At 32.1% G+C, this 23,296-nt stretch carries 22 protein-coding genes; 2 read left to right on the top strand and 20 right to left on the bottom strand.

Annotated elements, in window-relative coordinates; genetic code table 11:
- Positions 1 to 320: 320 nt before the first annotated feature.
- From C8N27_RS02065 to C8N27_RS02045, 5 genes are all read right to left on the bottom strand, one after another.
- Positions 321 to 2,339: an NHL repeat-containing protein gene (locus C8N27_RS02065; protein WP_121146092.1), complete on the bottom strand. Its 2,019-nt coding sequence runs from the start codon at positions 2,337 to 2,339 to the stop codon at positions 321 to 323.
- A gap of 205 nt (positions 2,340 to 2,544) precedes the next feature.
- On the bottom strand, positions 2,545 to 3,432 hold the full coding sequence (locus tag C8N27_RS02060) for a helix-turn-helix domain-containing protein (RefSeq protein WP_121146091.1): 888 nt from the start codon (positions 3,430 to 3,432) through the stop codon (positions 2,545 to 2,547).
- Between the two features lie 11 nt (positions 3,433 to 3,443).
- Complete coding sequence (locus C8N27_RS02055) at positions 3,444 to 3,866, bottom strand: nuclear transport factor 2 family protein (RefSeq protein ID WP_121146090.1); 423 nt, start codon at positions 3,864 to 3,866, stop codon at positions 3,444 to 3,446.
- Positions 3,867 to 3,927: 61 nt separating this feature from the next.
- The gene (locus C8N27_RS02050; RefSeq protein ID WP_121146089.1) at positions 3,928 to 4,473 is read right to left on the bottom strand and encodes a carboxymuconolactone decarboxylase family protein; all 546 of its coding nucleotides are present in this window, start codon (positions 4,471 to 4,473) and stop codon (positions 3,928 to 3,930) included.
- Positions 4,474 to 4,683: 210 nt separating this feature from the next.
- Positions 4,684 to 5,028, bottom strand: a complete 345-nt coding sequence (locus C8N27_RS02045; RefSeq protein WP_121146088.1) for a winged helix-turn-helix transcriptional regulator — start codon at positions 5,026 to 5,028, stop codon at positions 4,684 to 4,686.
- 97 nt (positions 5,029 to 5,125) lie between these two features.
- Here C8N27_RS02045 and C8N27_RS02040 point away from each other — a divergent pair, with 97 nt between their 5' ends.
- Positions 5,126 to 5,866: an SDR family oxidoreductase gene (locus tag C8N27_RS02040; protein WP_121146087.1), complete on the top strand. Its 741-nt coding sequence runs from the start codon at positions 5,126 to 5,128 to the stop codon at positions 5,864 to 5,866.
- Positions 5,867 to 5,959: 93 nt separating this feature from the next.
- Here the strand turns inward: C8N27_RS02040 and C8N27_RS02035 are convergent, their stop codons facing one another.
- The 7 genes from C8N27_RS02035 to C8N27_RS02005 all read right to left on the bottom strand — a co-directional run bounded on the left by C8N27_RS02035 (position 5,960) and on the right by C8N27_RS02005 (position 14,911).
- Positions 5,960 to 6,619 carry a VOC family protein gene (locus C8N27_RS02035; RefSeq protein ID WP_121146086.1) on the bottom strand — a complete coding sequence of 220 codons (660 nt, stop codon included), beginning with the start codon at positions 6,617 to 6,619 and terminating at the stop codon, positions 5,960 to 5,962.
- Between the two features lie 53 nt (positions 6,620 to 6,672).
- Complete coding sequence (locus C8N27_RS02030) at positions 6,673 to 7,332, bottom strand: SDR family NAD(P)-dependent oxidoreductase (protein ID WP_121146085.1); 660 nt, start codon at positions 7,330 to 7,332, stop codon at positions 6,673 to 6,675.
- Between the two features lie 211 nt (positions 7,333 to 7,543).
- Positions 7,544 to 8,353 carry an META domain-containing protein gene (locus C8N27_RS02025; protein ID WP_121146084.1) on the bottom strand — a complete coding sequence of 270 codons (810 nt, stop codon included), beginning with the start codon at positions 8,351 to 8,353 and terminating at the stop codon, positions 7,544 to 7,546.
- A 186-nt stretch (positions 8,354 to 8,539) separates the two neighbouring features.
- Entirely contained in the window at positions 8,540 to 9,622 is a 1,083-nt protein-coding gene (locus C8N27_RS02020; protein ID WP_121146083.1) for a serine hydrolase domain-containing protein, read from the bottom strand.
- A gap of 127 nt (positions 9,623 to 9,749) precedes the next feature.
- Positions 9,750 to 11,672, bottom strand: a complete 1,923-nt coding sequence (locus tag C8N27_RS02015) for a CocE/NonD family hydrolase (protein WP_121146082.1) — start codon at positions 11,670 to 11,672, stop codon at positions 9,750 to 9,752.
- A 78-nt stretch (positions 11,673 to 11,750) separates the two neighbouring features.
- A complete protein-coding gene (locus C8N27_RS02010; protein ID WP_121146081.1) occupies positions 11,751 to 14,249 on the bottom strand; it encodes a zinc-dependent metalloprotease in 2,499 nt (832 codons plus the stop codon).
- 104 nt (positions 14,250 to 14,353) lie between these two features.
- Positions 14,354 to 14,911, bottom strand: a complete 558-nt coding sequence (locus C8N27_RS02005) for a hypothetical protein (protein ID WP_121146080.1) — start codon at positions 14,909 to 14,911, stop codon at positions 14,354 to 14,356.
- Between the two features lie 143 nt (positions 14,912 to 15,054).
- On the opposite strand from C8N27_RS02005, the gene C8N27_RS02000 reads away from it, so the two are divergent.
- Positions 15,055 to 17,007 carry a YgiQ family radical SAM protein gene (locus C8N27_RS02000; RefSeq protein ID WP_121146079.1) on the top strand — a complete coding sequence of 651 codons (1,953 nt, stop codon included), beginning with the start codon at positions 15,055 to 15,057 and terminating at the stop codon, positions 17,005 to 17,007.
- A gap of 32 nt (positions 17,008 to 17,039) precedes the next feature.
- Here C8N27_RS02000 and C8N27_RS01995 read toward each other — a convergent pair whose 3' ends face one another.
- The 8 genes from C8N27_RS01995 to C8N27_RS01960 form a co-directional block, all read right to left on the bottom strand.
- A complete protein-coding gene (locus C8N27_RS01995; protein ID WP_099216060.1) occupies positions 17,040 to 17,294 on the bottom strand; it encodes a hypothetical protein in 255 nt (84 codons plus the stop codon).
- 140 nt (positions 17,295 to 17,434) lie between these two features.
- Entirely contained in the window at positions 17,435 to 18,907 is a 1,473-nt protein-coding gene (locus C8N27_RS01990; RefSeq protein WP_121146078.1) for a nicotinate phosphoribosyltransferase, read from the bottom strand.
- Between the two features lie 71 nt (positions 18,908 to 18,978).
- Positions 18,979 to 19,704 carry a metallophosphoesterase gene (locus C8N27_RS01985; RefSeq protein ID WP_121146077.1) on the bottom strand — a complete coding sequence of 242 codons (726 nt, stop codon included), beginning with the start codon at positions 19,702 to 19,704 and terminating at the stop codon, positions 18,979 to 18,981.
- A gap of 80 nt (positions 19,705 to 19,784) precedes the next feature.
- The gene (locus C8N27_RS01980; RefSeq protein WP_121146076.1) at positions 19,785 to 20,291 is read right to left on the bottom strand and encodes an O-acetyl-ADP-ribose deacetylase; all 507 of its coding nucleotides are present in this window, start codon (positions 20,289 to 20,291) and stop codon (positions 19,785 to 19,787) included.
- Positions 20,281 to 21,249: an ADP-ribosylglycohydrolase family protein gene (locus tag C8N27_RS01975; protein ID WP_121146298.1), complete on the bottom strand. Its 969-nt coding sequence runs from the start codon at positions 21,247 to 21,249 to the stop codon at positions 20,281 to 20,283. Before C8N27_RS01975 ends, C8N27_RS01980 begins: the two co-directional genes overlap by 11 nt.
- Positions 21,250 to 21,265: 16 nt before the next feature.
- On the bottom strand, positions 21,266 to 22,102 hold the full coding sequence (gene prs, locus C8N27_RS01970) for a ribose-phosphate diphosphokinase (RefSeq protein WP_121146075.1): 837 nt from the start codon (positions 22,100 to 22,102) through the stop codon (positions 21,266 to 21,268).
- 64 nt (positions 22,103 to 22,166) lie between these two features.
- Positions 22,167 to 22,856 (bottom strand): NUDIX domain-containing protein, encoded by a 690-nt coding sequence (locus C8N27_RS01965; RefSeq protein ID WP_121146074.1) that lies wholly within the window; start codon positions 22,854 to 22,856, stop codon positions 22,167 to 22,169.
- Positions 22,857 to 22,897: 41 nt separating this feature from the next.
- Complete coding sequence (locus C8N27_RS01960) at positions 22,898 to 23,275, bottom strand: potassium channel family protein (protein ID WP_121146073.1); 378 nt, start codon at positions 23,273 to 23,275, stop codon at positions 22,898 to 22,900.
- Positions 23,276 to 23,296 lie beyond the last annotated feature (21 nt).

The raw sequence follows: 23,296 nt of genomic DNA, 5'->3' as shown, positions 1-23,296 counted from the left end.
AGAATTAAAAGTGAGATTGTATTATAAATATAGAAGTATTATAAAAAATTTGAACTTAAAAGATATAATAATAAAAAGTTAATCTAAAAAGAATCAACTTCATTTAAATCCTCACTTTTGGATTGACATTTCGATATCGCAATGCATAATCAATATTCTGGTATCTTTATTATTTCTGTTTTTTTAGATAAATTTAGTTATATCTAGATTTCTATTAATTCTCAATTTCCCAAATATAAAAATAAAAGAGTATAAGAATCTAAAAAAGTGTTGAAGAAATAAGCGTCTGTTTTAAAGACGCTTATTTAGAATTATAGGTTTTAAACAGCACTCACAGGACCAGCAAGTGGAGTTTGAGCAGGTTTGGCTATTCCATAAACCACTACGACACCAGAGCCTCCACCCCAAGTAGAATAGGCAGGGTCAGGTTTTGCTTCCATTACCGTTTGAGGTAAGTTCCAGTTATTGGCACACCAAAGGTTTCCTGCTTGGTCAACAACTACATCGGTCAGCATTTGTATACTACCCGAATGAATGGTGTGAATCACATCTCCTGTAGTAAAATCTTCGGTACGTCCAGTTGGTGAAGCACCCGCCATAAACGATACACCTCTCCCTATAAAGTTAGCAACCCAAACATCATCATTTCCATCAATAGATACTCCCCAAGGTGCGTTTAGTTCACCATCTCCGTAAGGTGTTAAATTAGATTCGTGGGTAATTTTATCAATGGTGTCTATAGGTTTAGCATCCGCAGGAATCATAAAAACGGAACCTGTTTTATGTTTACGCCCCACTGTTTGTTGTAAGTGTGGATACCCAAGGGCAAATCCTTCAATAATAGAAACGCCGTCTGTAGTAGTGGTATGAGGAAAGTCTGGACTTGTATTACAGGCTACCCAACAATTTCCTTTTGAATCTAAAGCAACACCGCGTCCGCCACCTGCAAGAATAAAGCGTTCTACAGGTCTGTTTTTTTCAGAAGGAGAATAACGAACCAACGATACACCGTTGGTATTACTAATCCATACACGATTGTTAGTATCTATAGAAGCTGCAAACGGAGCAGAAAGAGATTCATTGAGTTCTTCATTTATAACAACTCTACCCTTAGTAAGGTCACCATCAGGAAAATGAAGCATGATGTTAGATGAGGTTCCAACAATCCAAACATCACCATTCGGAGCTACTCCAATACCTTGTAAACCTCCAATTTCATTTAAGGCTTCAGCTAAGTGTTCTGGGACTTTTTCAACGATTGGTGAGCCATCTTTTAGTCTATACACTCCAATAGAACCGTTAAAACTCGATACCCAACAGGTATCGTCTTTGGTAACAGCCGTACCCCAACCGGCACCATCAACACCCATTCCTGTGTAACCAGTAACAGGAGGTGATACTAATTTACCTGTGGAGTCCAACTTAACGAGTCCACCACCAATACCTTGGTACACGCCATTTTGTGATCCAGGCATCCAGTTTAAACCTGTCCATAAGTTTCCTTCTTTATCAAGAGAAAGTTTTCCCGGTGCGCAGATTCCTCCTTGACCAAAGGCTAAAATCATAGCAAAATCTTCTGGAGCAAAACTTAAATAAGGTAGAAAAGGAGCATTGCGTCTACTAACAGAAACTTTACTATTAGGTTTAGCAGGAAAACCATCTTTTGGTGATGGATAGGCTTTGTCAAAAAGATGAAATAAACCTGTTGGATGCAACCAAGGAGATTGGGCAATACCAATCATAGCTTCGGCAGTATTTTGAGGTTTTTTACCTCCTAAAGGTGTTGAGTACTTTATGAAGTTTTTCTTCCAGTCGTATCCTTCGATTTCTACCGTATCATAGGCTGTGATTAACGCAGCTAATGTGTTTAATCGCGCTAGTGTTTCGTTTTGTGTGATGTTGAAAGGATCCATTAAGACTTCTCCATAAGTTCCTGTTAGAGGATTGATAAGGTTAGGAGTGTTTTTAGCGGCGATTTTGATTCCATGTAGATTTCCGGTTAACTGAAGCCCGTTAAAAAACTGAGCACAGGTAAAAGCAGATGCTACTGTAGTTAATTCATTTATGACAATTACATTCTTTGTAATCTTCTCTTTAAAATTAGGAGATAGTACAGAGAGTAGTACTACTTTGGAGTAGTGTAGTTCGGCAGTGATGTAGAGAACAGTGTCTTTTGATTTAGGAGTTGCTTTTATGGTGAATTTACCTTTTGCTTCAGGTGAAATGATATGCTCACCAATAGCATCTTTATTGTTTGCTTCCCATAATTTTACAATTGCAGTAACATTATTAGATTGGTTAAATGATACATCTCCTTTAATAGTGGTTTGATTAGACATAGCTTTAGTTAGTTTTAATGTTGAAAAAAATTGTTTTAGCGATTAAATTGTCAGTAGATTCTAACACGTGAGTTTAATGGCAAAACATTTTCAAATTACTAATAACTAATTTATATATGTACTATTGATGTTCTTATGTAGTAATATTAAGGAATAAAAGTGCTTTTTTAAAGTATAAAATAAAAGCTTAAGCAGTTTGATTCTTTTAACCAGCTGAAGCTTTATTAAATCCAACAGTTTCTCTGTAAAGTTGTGGAGATATATCTACGTTTTTTTTGAAAAATCTACTGAAATAGTATTGGTCATCATAGCCTAACTCATATGCAATTTCTTTGATAGTTTTATTGGTTAGGTATAACTCTCTTTTAGCTTCAATAATGATGCGTTCTGAGATTAAGTTGGTTAAAGTTTTGTTGAAGTGGGTTTTGGTGAGCTTTGTTAAAGCTTTTGGTGTAATTGCTAGCATTTTAGCATATTCATTAGCAGAATGTTTTGTTTTGTAATGTGTTTCAATGTAATTCTTTAAATTCTGTAAAATGAAAGGGGTTTCTTCGGTATTATTTGTTGCTGTGTTTTCTTTGGTTTGTTGTTCTGTTTTTAACCTTGACGCTGTTATTAAAAATATTTTTAAATAGGAGATTAATAATTCATATTGGGCTAAAGCTGACTTTTTTATTTCGTCTTTGAATTGTTCTATTATCATTTCAAAATTAGCAGTAGTTTTTTCTTCAACTTGAACCATTGGCGAACTGTAAATATTATTAAATAGAACTCCATGACAAGCAACGTCTTTATGATGTTTGTGAATACAGAAAAAATCAGGATGAAAATGAATTATTACGCCACTGATATCTGTTTTAGGAGAAAGCATAAACGGTTGATAAGGTGAAAAAGACAACAACGTGTTCTCATTAAAATCGTATTCGGAAAAATCAGCTTTGAGTATTCCTTTACCCTTTTGTATCCAAATAAGCGAATAATAATTTAGTCTTTGAATATGATCAAAAGGATTCCCTTTTTCTAAATGATATATTTTAAATGCAAGATTTCCCGTTTGCGAATTGATGAGGGTGAAGTTGTTGTTTTGCATCATGATAGAATGTTTTATATAAGTTTTCTTTCGTTTTCTGCAATTTTTAAATCGTTTATACTGGCATAGCGTTTTTGCATAAGTCCATTTTCATTAAACTCCCAAAGTTCATTACCGTATGCTCTGTACCATTGGTCGTTTTTATCTTGAAATTCATACTCGAATCTAACAGCCATTCTATTTCCTCTAAAACCCCAAAGCTCTTTTTTTAGTTTATAATGCTTTTCTTCTTCCCATTTTTTGGTTAAAAAGGTAACAATTTCTTCTCGTCCATTAATAAATTGTGTTCTGTTTCTCCATTCAGAATCTATGGTGTATGCTTTTGATACCTGTATTGGATCTTTGGAGTTCCATGCGTCTTCTGCTTTTTGTACTTTTTCAAGTGCAGATTCAAAAGTAAATGGTGGGAGCGGATATTTTTTTTCTTCTTGATTCATCTCTAAATAGGTTAAAGGTTGAAAATGAAGGAAATATGATTTTCATATTTCCTTATTTTATTTAAATAGTTTCAGCTAAAGGAAAATCTACAGGTACCTTAGTAAGGTTGTGTAAATAATTCATAGCTGTCTTATCACTCACTTGTAGTATTAGATCTACAAGGTTTTCTTTAGTATACCCTTGAGCAAAGAAGTCTTCTACATTTTCATTTTTAGCTTTACCTCTGTTTTGAGTAATATCAGCCGCTAATTTTACCAATGCATTTAGTTTCGCGTTTTCACTTCCTCCTTTTCTGATGTTTAATAATTGTTCATCATTAAATCCATTCATTTTTCCCAGTACTAAATGTGCACTTTGACAATAGATACACTCATTTACTTGACTTACAATAAGGTTTACAGCTTCTTTTTCTTTATTGGTTAAAGATGTTTTAGCATTTTGGTAGTCTAAAAATCTTTTTAAACCATTGTTTGAATACCCTATGGTTGCATATAAGTTTGGTACAAAACCTAATGCGTTGTTTAAACTGTCAAATATCTCTTTATTGGTTTGAGATACTTCATTTCTTGTAGGAACGTTAAATACTGTTGCAGTTATATTTTCCATTTTTTCTATTATTAAAATTGTATGTCAATATTGACGTTACAAAGTTGATGAAGAAAGCAATGGTTTAAAATGGATAATTATCGTTAATGAATGGATAATTTTCTTAACTAAGGCTTTTATTGTATAGAAGTTATTATAATGAATGTGTTTTTAACATAGAAAAATAAGAGCTGTGGTAGCTTAACTAATAGTATTTTTAGTTTGTGAAGTTTATCTTAGGTTTTTATTACTCCACTCCATTATCATAGTTAAGTTTTCTTTTAAAGATTTTCCTTTTTTAGTTAGGCTGTATTCAACTTTAGGAGGGATTACAGGATATACTTTCCTATTTACTATGTTTAATTTTTCGAGGTCTTTTAATTGTTGAGATAACATTTTTTGACTAATACCATCAATAGCTTTATCTAGTTCGTTAAATCGCATTACTTCGTTTAAAAGTAAAAGCCAAATGATTACAGGTTTCCATTTTCCTCCAATTTGTTCCATAAATATGGTTATTGGACACTCTTTAGCTTGCTGATATTTTTTTTCAATTATTTTTTCTTCTGTTTTCATATAAAAATACATTTTTCCGACTTGCAGGTCAGTTACTTACCAAAAGGTAAGTACTTGTCAAATGTAAAGTTATTCGCCAATTTTGCAAAAAAAACATATGATGAATAATAAAATTATAGTAATTACAGGTGGAACATCAGGGATTGGTTTTGCTTGTGCAGAATACTTGTTAAGTTTAAATTATAGAGTAATAATAACAGGAAGAACAAAAGAGAATTTAGATAAAGCTGTTGCTGAATTAGGAGATAATTCAGTAGGTATTTTATCAGACACATCTTCATTAGTTGAGATTGATAATTTAGTAGCTAAAGTTAAAAATGAGTTTGGAAAGATTGATGGATTGTTTGTAAACGCAGGTATTTTTAAAGCTTCTAGTTTTGAAGAAACTTCTGAACAACTATTTGATGAAACAATGAACATTAATTTTAAAGGAGCTTTTTTTACAGTTCAAAAATTTATTCCAATTCTTAAAAACCCTTCAAGTGTTGTTTTAAATACTTCTATTGTTGTTTTTAAATCTTTTTCTAATACAAGTGTATATACAGCTAGTAAAGCTGCTTTGGAAAGTATAGCAAGAGTTTTAAATATTGAACTTGCAGATAAAGGAATTAGGGTAAATGTGGTGAGTCCTGGAGTTACAGAGAGTCCAATTCAGAAAAAATCGGGGATGAGTGATGAGGCTATAGACAATCTTTTAGAGCATTTTTCAAGTACTTCTCCTATTGGTAGAATTGTTCAACCAACAGATATTGCTCCAATTGTTGAATTTCTACTTTCAGATAAATCACAAGTTTTAAGAAATGAGAAGATTATAGTTGATGGTGGAACGTCGCTTTAATTTTTAAATACCAATAATTGCTTATGCAAGAGGACATATATAAATGGGCTTTTAGCCTGTTTATATTGTTTATAAGGGAAAATGTTTAGTACGTTACTCTCTTATCTTTAAAATTGTTTCGGAGCCTGAGTTGCTCAATTTAATGTTTGCCCAACTAGCTTTAGAAGGGGTTTGTGTAGGATACCAGTTTCTGTTAGTTTTAACGATGATTAATAATCCGTTGTCATCGCCAATAGCTGTAAATGTTTCACTATTATGATTTTTTTCGAATAGATGTAGTCCATAGGTGTCAATTAAATATTTTCCATAAACATCAGGTTGGTCTTTAACAATTCCAAACTCACTTATATTTAAGATTTGATTGCTATTGAACTGCGTTGTAGTAGCATTATCCAAATCGTGTCGAGCAATAAACTCTAATATATTTCCAACGGCATCAAAAAAATATACTGAATAGGCATTCCAATTCTCGAAGTTGGTAATGAATTCCCCATTTTCTTTTTTTATAAATTCAAACTTGTTTGTTGACCAGTTAATAGCTTCTTGCAATTTGTTTTTGGGGATGTTAAAAGCTAAATGATATGCGGGTAAGTTTTTTTCAGAGTCTTCTATGAATTTTAAATAGGATGTACCAGCTTTGACACATATCGATTTATTATCAATCTGTGTAGTTGGAAGCTCCATGATATTTTTATAAAAAGCCTTAACAGGTTTTATATCAGTTGTTTTAATTTCAATCTCGTTTAATGTCATCTTGGTAGCTTTTAAATTTTGAATTAACTTTAATTAAGTAAAAGGATAATGTTTTACCATTCTCTGATATTTCCTTGATGCCAAAAATATCCACTCTTAGAATTGTTAGTTATTAAATTTCTAACATCTGTTGCAACATCGTTAGGTTTTCTAGAAGCTTCATTTCCTCCCATATCGGTTTGTGTCCATCCAGGGTCAAGAGCAGAAACAATTATCTGTTGTTTTTCGAGTCTTTTAGCTAATAGCTTTGTGTACATATTCAAAGCAACTTTTGACATTTTATAGTGAGGTTGAAATTCATCAAAATTCTTTTCGCTAAAAGACCCCCAGTCAGATGTAATGTTAACTATTTGTCCACCTCTTTTAAAGTTAGTGATTAATTTTTCGGTTAATTCAATTGTTCCAAATAAATTTACATTAAACGTATGTTTTAATTGTTCAATGTTTATGGATGCATCGTTCCAGTTTTCTAATAAGATACCAGCATTGTTAATAAGAAAGTCAATCTTGGTGTTTTCAATCTTTTTTATAAAATTATCTATGGAATCACTTTTTGAAAGATTTAGCTGATAGGCTTCAAAATTTGACTTTGTAATTGGAGAGTTTCCAGAAGTAGAGGTTCCAATAATTTTATAGTTGAGGTTTTCAGTTAATAGATTAGCAATAGCAAATCCAATTCCTCTACTGCACCCAGTTATTATTCCAGTTTTCATTATCGGTTAGATTTTTAAAGTGTTAGTGTATCAAACCTATTGAAAATTATACCTATTAGGGAGGTAATAGCATAGTTATTTTATAGTTTTCCATAGTTTTTAGCTATGAATACCATTAGTAAAAGAGTTATATAATTACTTTGATGATTTGTTTTTGTTGGGTATTGAAAATAAAAAACTCCCAATATTTTATTGAGAGTTTTTGTAATTATTAATCAACTTTTTTAAATACTAATAAGGTTTTATCAGGATTTAAAAGCGTTAGTCGGTTGTTTGCTATTTTATAAGAAATGGTACTTGCTAGGGCTTTAGTAAATTCTTGTTCTTTTTTGCCTCCTTTAAGGCATAACATTTCTGTTGAGGCAATATTAGTAAATCGAATTCTTTCTCTTTCAGAAAAAAGTTTACCTGTAACTCTGTTACACCCTGAAGTTCCCATAAAGGTGTTTTTAACAGTGTTTATTTCTATATATGGTAATTCTTTTCCGAAATCTTCTTTACTAACCTTTGTACCATTTAATTCTTCTAATGCCCAGATATCGTGTAATCGATAGTTGGTGATGTATTGCCCACACCCTTCTAAGGTAGTGTAATCAGTATCTTTTCCTTTTTTATAGTTAATAGTTACTGAGTAAGGGAATGATTTACCAGACATAGCATTGATACATTCCATTTGATTAATTTGAATACGAACCTCAGCTAATTCAGTTTGTAAATTATACATTTTTACATTACTGTCTTGAGCATAGATAGGTTCTGTATGCGGTATAATAATAGAATCTGAATCATGAAGTGTTTTTAGCTTAATCATGTTATCAGAAATGGTTAAGTTCCAAAAAGGTTCAACTCCATGTGCTTTGAAATAAGCATCAGTAATTGTTTTTTTCGAAGTTGCAGTTGATGTTTTTTGAACAGAATCAGTAGTAACTGTTTTGTTTATAGGAGTTTTTTTATCTTTTTTATTAGAACATGCTGAAATTGCTATGCAGGCACTAAGAAGTATAGGTATAAGGTTTTTCATAAGTAAGCTTGTTTTATAGTATGTTAAATATAGGGGATTATTTTAATATTTGTAATTGGTAAATATTGGTTTTTTTAGTTCTTTTATGTTGTTGTTCAGTTGTTTATGTGTTAGTTGAGTGAGAGATTTATTTGCTTTATAGTCTATATATTTTAAAATAGATGTATAGACTGTAAAAAGGTTGCGTTACTCCATAACTTTATCAATTATTTTGTTAGAAAGCTCGTTTAAATCACCTTGAGATTGATTATTAATACTATTTGTTACTAAAAAAATGCCAACTTTCTGGTTAGGGTAAAGAGCAGCCCAAGAAGAATGACCAAAAGTTCCGCCATTATGATAAAGCATTTTTTTGTGGCTATCATAATTATAAGTATTCCAAGCATAGGCTCTACCATGTTGGTTGTTACCAGCTAACTTATTCATGGCTTGTTTTATAACTGGATCATTACTTTCTAAATACATTTTAAGGTAGTTTTGTATTGAGCTTGTAGAGGAAACCAAACTTCCTGCATGCTTGTAAAAACTGTTTATTAAAGGCATAGGTTGTTGTTCATTATTCATACCTTTTAAAACAGGAAGCTTGTTGTTTGTGTTATAGCTTGTTTGTTGTTCTTTTGAGCGAAAGAAAACGTATTTTTCTAATAGTTCTTGAAAAGATAACTGATAAACGTTTTCTAATATATATCCAACAAGTTGTACTCCGGCATTTGAATAGTTATAATCTTTTCCGGTTGCGTGAGTTAGTTTTATGTTTTTTAATTTGGTAAAGAAATCTTCTTTGGTAAAAGACTCAAAACATTTAATTTGTTCTTCTACAGGAGCATTGTTGTCTGTACAATTAATGTTGAAAGGAAGTCCAGAAGTATGAGTTATTAAATGACGTAAGGTTATAGGAGCATTATTGTGTAGTTTTAAGTTAGGGTAACTGTCATGTAGATATGTTTGTATGTTATTTTCAAGATTAACTTTTTTATCATAAACAGCTTGAGAAAGTAATAACCCTGTATAGGTTTTGGTTAAAGACCCTATTTCATATAGGGTTTCATTGGTTGCTTTACTTTTATCAATTAACTCACCGAAGTGAAATTGATGTGATACTCCATCTATGTATAGAACACAAGATAAAGAGGTATATGGAGGTTTTAAAAAATTATTCACCTCTTTGTTTACAATGTTGTTTATTTTCTCTGTAGTTAAAGGCTTAGTATTTTTTGAATTACAACTATTAAAAAGAATGAAAACTGTTAGAATGATTATTTTTTTCATTTTGTGCTGAGAGGTTTATTATTAGAGGTAGTAGAATTAAATTTTAAGACAGAAATAGCTAAAAGAGCATAAAAAAAACTCACAACACTTAAATGTTGTAAGTTTTTAAATAGAAAAAAGTTTGCTATTATTTTAAGACTGTAAACTCTATACTAGAGTCTGTAAATACAGAATGTGTTTGTGTTTTAAAGTCTTTTTCGTCTGCTTTGTAAATATTGTCTACATAGGTTTGAGGATTCAAGTCAATTAAAGGAAACCAAGTGCTTTGCACTTGTATTTGTACTTTGTGTCCCTTTTTAAACGTATGAAAAACATCTTGTAGTTTAATATTTACAGCTGTTTTCTTATTTGGAGTAAATGGTTCTGGACTTGAAAAACTGTTTCTAAAACGTCCACGCATTACTTCACTACGTACCATTAAATGATAGTTGCTCAATTTTAAATGTGGTTGCATTTCTTTGTTGTCATTTTTTAGATTAGCAGGATGCACATCAACAACTTTAACAATCCAATCGGCAGCAGAACCAGTGGTAGCTACTTGTAATTTTGCTAAAATATCACCAGCAAGTGTAAAATCTTCAGTTAATACCTCTGTTTCATATACCAAAACATCAGGTCTACGTGCAGCAAAACGCTGATCGTCTGTCATATATTTACGTGGAGTGAATACCGTTTTTATGTCTTCCGAATAAGGTACAGGTCGCTTAATGTCACTAATAAAACTAACCTTGTTATTTCCTTTTTGAGTTGTTGTTAATTCTTGGTTTTCTGAAAGGAAAAATGTTTGTTTTTGAGCATTTTTTGGTGGCCATGCATCGTAAGATTTCCACGTTTTTTTACCTGTATCAAAAACATAAGCTTCTGGTAATCCTGAGTTTTTAGAACCATCACCTTTTAAGAAGTGATTGAAGAATTTGGTTTCTACCTCTTTTTGAAATTTTAAAGAGATTGAGTCACCAAAGTAATAGTTACCAACTTTGTTAGCTACTTTATTTCTAGACCATCCGCCATGATCCCAAGGTCCAAAAACGATTGTATTATAGTTGTTTGGTTGATTTTTTTCAATGTTTTTGTAGGTTTCTAATGGACCATACAAGTCTTCAGCATCAAATTCACCTCCAACAATCATCGTGGCTACAGTAGAAGGGACTTTATCTAAATGTTGAATGATTCCTTTACTTTGCCATACTGAGTCATAATTAGGGTGCTCTACAATTTCTTTCCAAAAGAAATCATCAATACGCTCTTTATTTTCAACAACTTTGGTATCTAACTTATCGTACTGAAAATATTCGTTTAAGTTTTTAAGAGGTCCTTTATCTAAGAAAAACTGATATTGGTCTTGAGTTTTCATATCAGGAAATGAGTACCAAGCTGAATCGGTAGGTTGATCTTTGTATGTACCAAATAAAGAAATGGCTTTAAAGTAGCTCAATAAGAAAGCTCCGTTATGGTGGAAATCATCAAAAAAGAAATCTCCAATACAAGCTTGTGGTGAAGCAGCTTTTAAAGCTGGATGTGCATCAATAGTTGAAACAGTAGCGTAGTGACCAGGATATGAAATTCCCCATGTACCTACCTTACCATTATTGTTTGCTACATTATTAACTAACCAATCAATAGTGTCATAGGTATCTGTAGTTTCATCGGTTTGTTTTTCTGTTTTATTTGGAATGTATGCACGCATGTTGTCGTATACTCCTTCACTCATCCAACGTCCGCGAACATCTTGATATACGATAATGTTACCCTCTTTCATTAAAACTGGGTTTGGACCAATTTTTTTTCTGAATTTATCTTCTCCATAAGGTTGACAACTATACGGAGTACGTTGTAGTAGAATAGGGTAGGCTTTACTGGTGTCTTTTGGTGAGTAGATAGTGGCATGAAGTTTTACGCCATCTCTCATTGTAATTTTCACCTCTTTTTTAGTGTAATGGTCTTTTACGTAAGTGTTTTCTGTCTTTTCAGCTTTCTTTGCTGTTGTTTTTTTTGTGCAGCTAGCAAATGAGATTACTAGTATAAATAATAGAAGTAAGTTTTTTTTCATTATAGTTTTTTAGTAGATGGAAGGTAAATGTAAAAAAAAATAACAGCAACCTATTAGATTGCTGTTATTTAAGAAAAATTATTTATTTGGATTTAGAATAGTGTCTATTCTATCTACTGCATCTTGTAAGTGGTAACGAGTTATGGTGTTACGAGCAGAAGGAATACTTCTTTTAATGTCTCTTTGTAAACGTTTTAATTCTCCTCTTACTACAGGTTTAATATCTGATTGATTAATAGTAACGGCTGTTTGCTTAAAGTAACCTCTGTCGCTTTTAGCAGCTTTTTGATCTTTCGCTTTATTTAGTAAAAAGTCTAATCTGTCTAAATGTGCACGTTGTAGGTTTCTACGATACGGATCTATAGTTTTGTTAGCATATACTTCACTCCAAATACCTTTGCGTAAATCTCCCATCATTTGAAGAAGTGTGTAAGCTTTATTACCATTCAGCGTTTCGTTTTCAATCATACGTGTTAATCTTCCAGTTTTTAAAACTCTATTTAACGTTCGTACCTGTAAACCTCTAATACGCTCAATAACACCTGAGTGTTGTGTTTTACTAATAATGTTTTCGTCAATTAACCAATTTGGAGTTTTAAATAACTCATCATTTACAAATTGTAACGCTCTTTTTTGGTGTTCTTTTGGAACGTGAATGTATACAGCACCATCTTGATCGGAAGTTTTAAAGTATTCATATACACCACCAATATTAGAACTTACGTGTCCCATGTATCTGTTAAACTGTCCAACTACTTGTCCGTACATAGTTTTAAGTTCTTCGTAGGTTTCACCATCTTCGGTAGTCCACTCTTCTAAACGAGGTAAAATACGTTGTAGGTTTTTAATACCATAAGCACTCGCTTTCATAGCATCGTCTCCTAAGTCTTCTGTTTGTGAACTAGGATCAATAATGTTACGAACTTGTTGGTGTCCAAATCTGTAAACAGGATTTCCAGCTTTCTCTTTAATCCACTTATTTAATACAGATTTTTCTTCCTTAGCAGATTTATCTAAGATTGGTCTATATCCCCAATTGATAGCATACTTGTCGTAAGGACCAATATTAGGCATTAATGCCACACCTTTGTCTTCTGGTTGTGCCACGTAGTTAAAACGAGCATAGTCCATAATTGAAGGAGCAGTTCCATTTTTCTTAGTGAATTCAGCTGAACGTAAAGAATCTACAGGATAAGCAACTGAGCTTCCCATGTTATGAGGGAGTCCTAGTGTATGTCCAACTTCGTGAGAAGAAACGAAACGAATAAGACGTCCCATAATTTCATCTTTAAACTTATTTGTTCTTGCTTCTGGATTAATAGCTGCTGTTTGTACAAAATACCAGTTGTGTAATAAGGTCATTACATTGTGGTACCAGTTAATGTCTGATTCTAAAATCTCTCCAGAACGAGGATCACTAACGTGAGGTCCGTTTGCATTAGGAATTGGAGAAGCTAAGTAGCGAACTACAGAATAACGTACATCTTCAGGACTCCAATCTGGGTTTTCTTCTTTAGTAGGTGCATCTTTAGCTATAATAGCATTTTTAAATCCAGCAGCCTCAAAAGCAACTTGCCAATCTTCAATACCTTGTTTAATATATTTACGCCACTTTTTTGGTGTAGCTCTATCAATGTAGTATACAATTTGTTTTTTAGGTTCTACTAATTCACCTCTTTTAAACTTTTCAAGATCTTCATCTTTTACTTCTAAACGCCATCTGTCTAAGTAGGTAACTGATTTACTTTTCTGAGCATCTAAACCATAATCTGTTTGAGAACTAGTAAACCATCCAACACGCTCATCAAAATAACGTCTTTTCATAGGGGTTTTAGGAAGTAAAATCATAGAGTTACTTAACTCCATAGTTACAGAACCTACACTTGAATTCGAAGGAGGATTTCCTGCAATGTATGTTTTAACGTTTCTAACTTCTATGTTTTGAGGATAACTACTAATTCTATCTATATAAGACCTGCTTTTATCCATTTTAGAAATCTTATAGCGTTTTCTACTTCTTTGAGGGAAAGCAATTGCTTTTACATCACCTTCAAAAAGTGGACTAGCATCAATTACAGTAGCTGTTGAGTCTTTGCTAAATGCTTTGATTGGAAAGGCATATAAGATAGGTTCAAAATTAGAGTTTACAACGGCTTCGTGTACCGGTAAAATTGTGTCTGCTACAACATTGTGAGAAACTACTTTTAGTAAAATTTGCTTCTTGTTTTTTACCCAACGTAACACTTGTGTATTTTGTTTTCCACCTCCAAAACCAATTCCGCTAGCTGTTTTGGCTATTCTGGTAACCATTAGCATTTCTCGGTTTAGAAGAGAATCTGGAATTTCAAATAAATATTTAGAGTCTTTTGAGTGAACTTTAAACAAACCTTCGTCTGTTTTGTGTTTTTTGGTAACAACTTTTTCGTAAGGTTGTATACCGCCCTTTTTAGGTTTGTCTTTTTTAGTGGTAGTCTCTTTTTTTGCGTTTTTTTTCTTCTTTCGTTGTGCTTCTGCATTCAAAGAAACTCCTAAAGCAAGAAATACCACTAAAATAGTTGAAAGTATTTTTTTAGTCATTGTAAAAATTAATTGAATAAATAAGGGCGGAAATTAGTAAAACTACTTTCGGTATTATCTTAATTAATTGTTAAAGGGAAGTTAAACTAAATGGAGTGAGTAGTTTATACTTCATAATTCATATTAGGTGATAACTTAGTCGTTTTTTTACGCTCTATTTTTTTTCTCACTTTTTTTAATCCCTTGTTTACAACATCTTTCATTTTCTGTAGTTGTTCTTGTAGAGTTTCTTGAGTAAAAGTTTTAGGTTCCTTTTTTTCTAAAAGCTTATTAATTCTTTTAACTTGATTCTTTTTGTTGAAATCAACCAGTTTAAATTTCGCACCTGCAGAAAAAGCTCCCATTACAGCATTAGTTTCAACTAAATAAACTTTGTCAGCTTCTAAATTAGCTTCTAACACATCAATGTTTTCAGCTTTAATCCAAAAAACTTTTTCTCCTGGATCACATTCATAACGTAAATAGTTAACACCATTAAATCTTCCTAGATAATTTTCTTTATCAAAATACCTAATGTTCATTAAAGCTCCTAAACCAGTTGTTCTTAGAAAGTAAATTACAGACTTTCCTTTAGCAGGAGGGATAATTTTTTCAGTTTGTATTTGAGAAAAGGCTTGAAGTGATAAAAATAATAGTAATAGAAAAGTAATGTTTTTTTTCATTTTGGGTTTTTATTTAAATTAATTAGGGAATAAATCTAGTTAAAAATTATGATTTTATTTTTCTTGTTTGTTGTGTTTATAATGTAGTTTTCAGTTTTTTACTGTATTGTAGTGTAAATAAAACCCCGTACCTTTGCAGCGGCATGAGAATAAGACGACTTTCAGATTGGTTACCGACTACAAAAAAGGAGGTGAAGTTAAGAGGATGGGATGAATTAGATGTAATCCTATTCAGTGGAGATGCATACGTAGATCATCCATCATTTGGTCCTGCAGTAATTGGGCGTATTTTAGAGAGTTATGGCTTGCGTGTGGCAATTGTTCCGCAACCAAGTGTACATGACAATTTGCAAGATTTTGAGAAGTTAGGAACTCCAAGGTTATTCTTTGCAGTAACAGGTGGTTGTATGGATCCGATGGTAAGTAATTACACGGCTAGTAAACGTCGTCGTGATAAAGATGCCTACACTCCTAATGGAGATAAAGGGTTCAGACCTGATTATGCAACTTCAGTATATTCTAAAATTTTAAAAGAAAAGTTTCCAGATGTTCCTGTGTTAATTGGAGGAATAGAAGCTTCGCTACGTCGTGTTACACATTACGATTACTGGTCTGATAAATTATTACCAACGATTTTAGAAACTTCTAAAGCCGATATGTTGGTATACGGAATGGGTGAGCAGCCACTAAGAGAAATTGTGGAGTTGTTGCAAAAAGGAGTGCCATTTTCGAGTTTAAAAACTATTAAGCAGACTGCTGTTTTATTAGAAGAAGATGAGAAAACTCCAAAAAATAAGAACTGGGACGATGTAGAAATTAGTTCGCATGAAGTTTGTTTGAAAGATAAGAAAGCTTATGCTTCTAACTTTAAAGTGATAGAGCAGGAGTCGAACAAATTATATGCACGTCGTATTTTTCAAAAGGTAGGGAATAAAAAGCTGATGATTAATCCGCCGTTTCCAACAATGACGGAGGAAGAAATTGATGCTTCATTCGATTTACCTTTTACACGATTACCACATCCAAAGTATAATAAACGTGGACCGATACCCGCGTTTGAAATGATTAAGTTTTCTATTAATATTCACCGTGGATGTTTTGGAGGGTGTAGTTTTTGTACTATTTCAGCGCACCAAGGAAAATTTATTGCGAGTAGAAGTCAAGAGTCTGTTTTAAAGGAAGTGGATCAAGTTGCCCAAATGGATGACTTTAAAGGGTACTTATCAGATATCGGAGGACCGTCGGCGAATATGTACAAAATGAAAGGTAAAGTACAATCGATTTGTGACAAATGTGTTGCACCGTCGTGTATATCACCTGTAATTTGTAGTAATTTAGATACATCACACAAACCGTTAACTGAGTTATATCAAGCTGTTGATGCACATCCGAAGGTGAAAAAATCATTTATTGGTAGTGGAATTCGACATGATATGTTAGTGCCTGAATTCAATAAAAATGCTGATCCTAAGGAGTTAGATGCATATACTGAAGAGGTAATGACTAAACACGTTTCAGGTAGACTTAAAGTTGCTCCTGAGCATACATCTGATCCAGTATTAAAGTTAATGCGTAAGCCTTCGTTTAAGTATTTTCATTTATTTAAAGATAGGTTCGATCGTATTAATATTAAAAAGAAATTAAAGCTTCAATTAATACCTTACTTTATATCTAGTCATCCTGCCTGTGAGGCGGAAGATATGGCAAATTTAGCTGCTGAGACCAAAGATATGGGCTTCCAGTTAGAGCAAGTACAAGGGTTTACACCAACACCGATGACGGTTGCTACGGTAATTTATTACAGTGGATACCATCCGTATACTTTAAAAGAAGTAAAAACTCCGAAAACTAAAAAGGAGAAGGAAGATCAGCATAAGTTTTTCTTTTGGTATAAAAAGGAAAATAAAAAGTGGATTAAAGATACATTGAACAAAGTTGGGCGTACTGATTTATTGAAAAAATTACTTCCAGAAGACACTTCTTGGAGAAAAAATAAAGCAGGAAAAGCAAAAAACACCTTTGATGATACTGTAACCTATAAGCCATTAAAACCTTCTAGAAGAAAGAATAAAGGTTTCAAAAAGAAGAGACGATAAAATAAAAATCCGCTGTTAGGCGGATTTTTTATTTATGCTTCGTTTTCTAAACGATTTCGTTTCATTTCAAAAGCTTCTGTAGCCTGTTTTATAATTTTTAAGGTGTCAGAAGCTCTTACCATTACATTTTCGAGTTCTTTGTCTAAATCTTTTGATTGGATATCGAATAGTTGAACCTCAACCACACCAATTTTTTCAATTAAACTTTTTTGCGTGTTTTTAATGTCTTCCATTTTAACTAAAACCGCATTCATTGTATCTAGTCTTTTCTGTTCTTGATCTGTCATAAGTTTCTTTTTTAGTTGCATTTAAGATATGAAAAAATCAAGAGTTAAGCAAATTGAGTGATTTTTAATGTGTTGGTATTTAGTGTTTTTGGTAGGGTTTTAAATAAAAGAAGCAGGAGTTTAACTCCTGCTTCTTTATACTATTCTGTAAGTTCTAACACACTGTTTTTTGTGCGAAGTTTTATTTCACTTAGTTTTTCATCAACTAACAATTTTCCGTCTTTAAATACTTCTCTCAACTCACCTTTTTGTTCTTCTTCCCAGCTTACTTGATCGTTGAGTATATATTCTCCATCTTCTAAAGTTATTTTTAATAATCCTTTGGCAGATTTTTTAGTTCCGTCATCGGTAATTGGATCTTTAAATATTTCTCTTCCTTCTCCATCAACTTCTCCGTAGGTAGCTTTCATGGCAAATCCAAAAGTATCTCTGGTGTTGTATTGATAAGTGAAAGAACCAATTCCTAGTACTACATTAGTAGAAGCAAATCCTTTTTGTTTTAAGCGTTCACAAATTTGTGTTGCTCTTTCAAGGGTAATACTATCGCCATAAATAGCTCCGATATGACTATCTAGTTCTTTATATCCTTTTGTATTGGTTGTTCCTCCAAAAACTTCCCAAAGTAGTTGTATAACTCCTTTTTGTTCTTCTTCAGTTTTACCGTTAGGGTTTCCACAGATAATGTCTACAGGATCCCCGCTATCTGGTCTAATTACTACTTTCCCATCTCTAGCCAATACTTCTTCTTTTAGATTCGGTAAATATTCGGTAAGAACCTTCCATAAATCCCAAGTATCAGAAACAATAGAAACAATACCGTTTGGATATACTTCAGTAATTAATCTTTTAAAAGTTTCTTCCTCACCACTGTTAGTTCCCATACACATTACAGAGTGTTCAGTTGCCGCAACAGAACCTCCAATTAATTCGTTGTTAGAATCTGCATTGTAATATTTTTCTAAAAAGTCTACAGCAGGAATTGTGTCTGTACCAGTAAAACTTAATAGGTGACCAGCAGCACTCATTTCAGCAGCTTCTAAACCAGCCATTCCTCTCATAGAAAAGTCGTGCCCTTGCCAATCTACCATTTCAGGAACAGATGAGGTTTCTTGTGCGTATTTGTCTAATATTTTTCTGTACTGTTTTGCAATGGTTGCAGAATTACATGGTAACCAAACAGTGGTAGATAATAACGTTTCAAAGTAATTGGTTAACCAAAAGAATTCTGGTAATGTATTATACATGGTAAACATTGGTACTCTGATAGGAACTTCAACACCCTCTGGTAATGCTTTAAAAACCATTGGAATGTATCCTAAATCGTGTAATGCTGCAATATGTTCAATACCTACTGAGTTTTCACCTAAATAGTTATTAATTCTTCTACTGTATTGTTTGCAAATTTCTTCTTTTGGTTTGTTAAAAAAGTTGGTTTGAAAATCTTCAATTATATATTTTTTGATGAAGTATTGCAGTCCGAAAAAAACAACCTTCTCAACTCCTTGAATTCTACTTTTTCTTGGTGTCCAGTTTGAATATACTAACGTAGTATTGTTAGGGTATTGTCTTCTGTGGTCTACTTTATAACCGTCTGTATATAATAATGGATTCATAGTTTGTTATTTTGTTTGTGTCAAATTTACGCAAATTAAATTATAAGCAAAAATTTTTCTTAATTTTTATTTTAATTCCTTCCTTTTTCGTTTGAATACAAAGTTTTTACTTGATCACTTTGCCAAAACTTTTTACTGTCAATATCCATAATTGTTAAATATCCTGTAAATGCAGCTCCCGTATCAATATTCCATAGGTTTAAAGCGTTTATAGGTGTTGATGAATTATAGCGTATAGTTGGTGTGTGACCAATGTATATTTCTGAATAGTGTGTGAACCTCTCAGGGTATAACTCTGATTCTTTAGGCAAATCTTTATCAGTAGCTAAAGCAGTTTCCCATAAGGTTCTATCAAAATGATAATTTAATTTGAAAGTTTCTTTTTCAACTCCATGCATAGAGGTAAAACCAGCATGAATAAACAAACGATTTTTACTATCGATATGGTAAGGTTTCATTTGTTGAAAAAATGCTAGATGTTCATGTTTTTGTTCTTCTGAATAAGATTCATAACTCTTTTTGGTTTCTTCTCCACCATGTACTAGCCAAATGGTTTCACCTTCACCAGTTCTCAACCAATCTTCACACCACAAATCATGATTTCCTTTAATGAAAATACATTTATGCTTTTTGTTTAACTCTATTAAAAAATCAATGACTTGTGCAGACTCACTCCAACCGTCCACATAATCACCAAGAAAAATTAAGGTATCTTCTATAGTGATTTTGGCTTTTTTTAAAACTTGGGGTAAGGCTTTTAAGCCTCCATGAATATCACCAATGACAAATGTTTTCATACTATTATTAATCTAAAAATTCAATAAATTCAGCTGGGACAAGGTTGGTTAACCAAACGCCATTTCTTTTTGTGTTTTTCTCATTCATAGCTTAATAAGTTTTTATATATCGTGTAGCTTTCATTATCAAAACACACAAAAATTATTTCATCTAATATTGGAGTGCTTTTTATTGTTGAAAGAGCTACTTCAGCTGCTACTTGTTTAGGAAAGCGATAAATCCCTGTACTAATGCAAGGAAAAGCGATCGAATGCAAATTGTTTTCTTTAGCAAGCAACAGACTGTTTTTATAACAGTTGGCTAATAATTCTTTCTCGTTGTTTTTTCCTTCTTGGTACACAGGGCCAACAGTATGAATAACTTTTTTAGCAGGAAGATTTCCAGCAGTTGTAATTACAGCTTCCCAAGTTTTACATTTACCTTGTTTGTTCCTAATTTGCTGGCATTCTTCTAAAATAGAAGAACCGCCTGCTCTGTGTATAGCTCCATCGACACCACTTCCTCCTAATAAACTTGAATTAGCAGCATTAACTATAACGTCAACTCTTACTTTTGTAATATCTCCTTTTATAATTTTAATTGTCATAGTTGTATTTTTTAGCAAATTGTTGACTTAGGAGAATAATATCATCTTTTCTTACCAATGAATCTATCCACTCTTGAGGTATATTATCTATTCCATAGTACATACCAGCAATAGCTCCAACTACAGTAGCTGTTGTATCAGTATCATCACCTAAATTTACAGCTTTTAAAACTGCTTCGCTATAATTAGAGGCGTTGAGTAAAGACCAAAGTGAAGCTTCTAATGTATGAATAACGTAACCACTAGAATTAATATCATTTTCTTTTAAATTTGATATATTTTGTTTTAAAATTCTTGAAAAATGATTTTGCTCGTAAGAAGAAATATTTCTTTCTGTTAAAAAGAGATTAATTTCATTTTGCATTTTTTTATAAGAATCTATAATTGAAAATCCATTTAAAATATATTCAGCTAATTTTAAATATATTAAACAGGAAATAGCCGATCTTATGTGGGGGTGTGTTAGTGATGAAACATGCCAAATAATATTAAACTGGTCATTTATTTTTTTATCCTTTATGTAAAAGAGTAAAGGAATAATTCTCATTAATGAACCATTACCATTTGTATATTCATCATCAGAATATTTTAAAATTTCTAGTTCTTTATAGTCTTTTTTATTTATGATTTTTGAAAGTTGTTCAATCGCTTTTCGTGTTTGGATTCCGATATCAAAAACATTACCGTGTGGAGTCCATATCTCAGCATTCATCCATTGGATAAATTTATATGAAATATCCACTAAATCGTATCCTTGACATAAACTCTCAGCTAAACAAAAAGTAAGAGAACTGTCATCAGACCAAGTTCCTTTTGGTTGATGATGTGTTCCAAACTCTCTCATAGTTGTTACTGGGGTTTGCTTTAACTCCTGTCTATTTTTAAACTCTACTGGTACCCCTAGGGCATCAGCTACTGCCAATCCAATAAATGTTGATTTTATAATGTTTTTTTTCATAGCAATTTTTTGGTTTTTATAGCAATTTTCCCAATTCAATTTGTATACAATTATCGTTTTCAATAGTTTTAAAACTATCCGTTGTAAAAATTTTGGTAAAGTGTTTTTGAAGCTCATCAAAACCTTTACTAAATATTCCGTGACTTATCGCTAAGTATAAGTTTCCTGCATTCTTAGCTTTTAGTTCTTTAGCTAGCCCTAAAAAAGTTCCGCCACCATCGCAAATATCATCCACAATTAAACAATCTTTTCCTTGTAGGTCATCAGCATATACTTTGAAACCTGTTAGCTGACCAGTCTTTACATTTCGACTTTTTGAACATTCTACTACTTCATAATTTTGAAGATAAGCAGCAACTTTATAAATCTTTTTTAAAGCACCTCCGTCTGGTGAAATTAGAAGTAAGTTGTCTGATAATTGTTGAGTAATGAGCTCTATGAATTTGTGGTTATCTATAACTCTACAGTTATTCAATAGGGCAGGAGTTACTTCAGAATGTGGGTCGAAAACAGTTACTGACTCAAAGTTTTGTGCATTTATAATATCTGCATATACTTTTACCGATAAAGGTTCACCTGATACCATTAATCTATCTTGACGTGCAGCAGGAAAATAAGGAAGTACCACATGTAGTTTTTTTATTTCCATATTTTTGAGCGCATTGGTAGCTAATAATAGAGTACCTATATCATTAAAAGACTGAATACGATGTGTAATTGTTACTTCTGTTACATTTTCAAGTTTAGAAATGATTTTAATATGCGGTTCCCCTCCTGAAAAAGTAAAGAAATTATGGTCTATATTGTTTTCTGTTCCGAAAGGAGTAAAGTTTTTGTCTAAGTTTAAAATCATATTGCGTAATTTTTACACAAATATAATTCAGTTTTTTAAAATAAAAAATGTTTTAGTGTTTTTTTTACGCAAACTTAATTTCGAAGTGGAATCCTTTCTTTTCTAGTTCTTTGTATTTTTTAGCATTAAACTTAAAAAGTTTCGCAGGTCTACCACTAGATGGTTGGTGTATTTTGTCTGTTTCAGTAAGTATTCCGAAGCTCATAATTTTCTTTCTGAAATTACGTCGGTCAATTTTCTGATCAAGAATAGTTTGATAAAGGTTTTCTAAATCAGAAAAAGGGAATTCTTTTTTTAGTAGTTCGAATCCAATAGGTTGGTAGTTTATTTTGTTTTGAAGTCTTTGTAAAGCTATGGTTAAAATAAGATTGTGGTCAAACGCTAATTTGGGCAATTCATGAATAGGGAACCATTGCACTTCAGCAGCATCTGTATTCGCACTGATTTTAAAATGATTGGGACTTACTAAGCCAAAATAGGTAACAGAAATAACTCTATTTCTTGGGTCTCTTTTTGGAGTTCCAAAAGTGTACAGCTGTTCAAGATAATCAATAGTTACTCCAGTTTCTTCTAATAGTTCTCTTTCAACAGCATGTTCTAGTGATTCATTTTCTAAAACTAATCCACCAGGTAACGCCCAAGCTCCTTTAAAAGGTTCAATGCCTCTTTTTATTAATAAAACAGAGAGTTCTTTTTGTTGATAGCCAAAAACAACAGCATCTACAGCAACTTTTATATTTTGTGATATCTTCATTTAGTGTTGAATTTACACAAAGTTACGAAAGTTTTAAAAAACTACTGATTCTTATTTTTAAACTTTGAAGTTAGCTTACCTAAAGGTGTTTTTTGATTGTCTTTTTGTAGGGTAAATTGAACAATTTTAGTAGTAAAAGCAACAAATGTTCCGATAGACAGAAAGGTATATATTATTGTAAATATTTTACTAATATTATGAGTAGGGACAAAATCTCCATAACCTACGGTAGCCATCGTAATTACAGAAAAATATAAGGAGTCTACAACTTCCCAATGTTCAATTTTATTATAAAATATGGTAGAACTCGTTAGTAGAATAGAAAGGAAAAAGAATAAATATCTAAATTCAGTATCTTTTTTAATACCTATAAAAACAAGTTTGCAAAAGCGATAAAAGTTGATAAAGAACGAAATCATAATTAAAAAATAAGTTAGAAG

Source organism: Tenacibaculum discolor (assembly GCF_003664185.1).
Classification (GTDB): domain Bacteria; phylum Bacteroidota; class Bacteroidia; order Flavobacteriales; family Flavobacteriaceae; genus Polaribacter; species Polaribacter discolor.
Note: the sequence above shows the minus strand (reverse complement) of the source record. Positions and strands in the feature narration are given on the sequence as shown.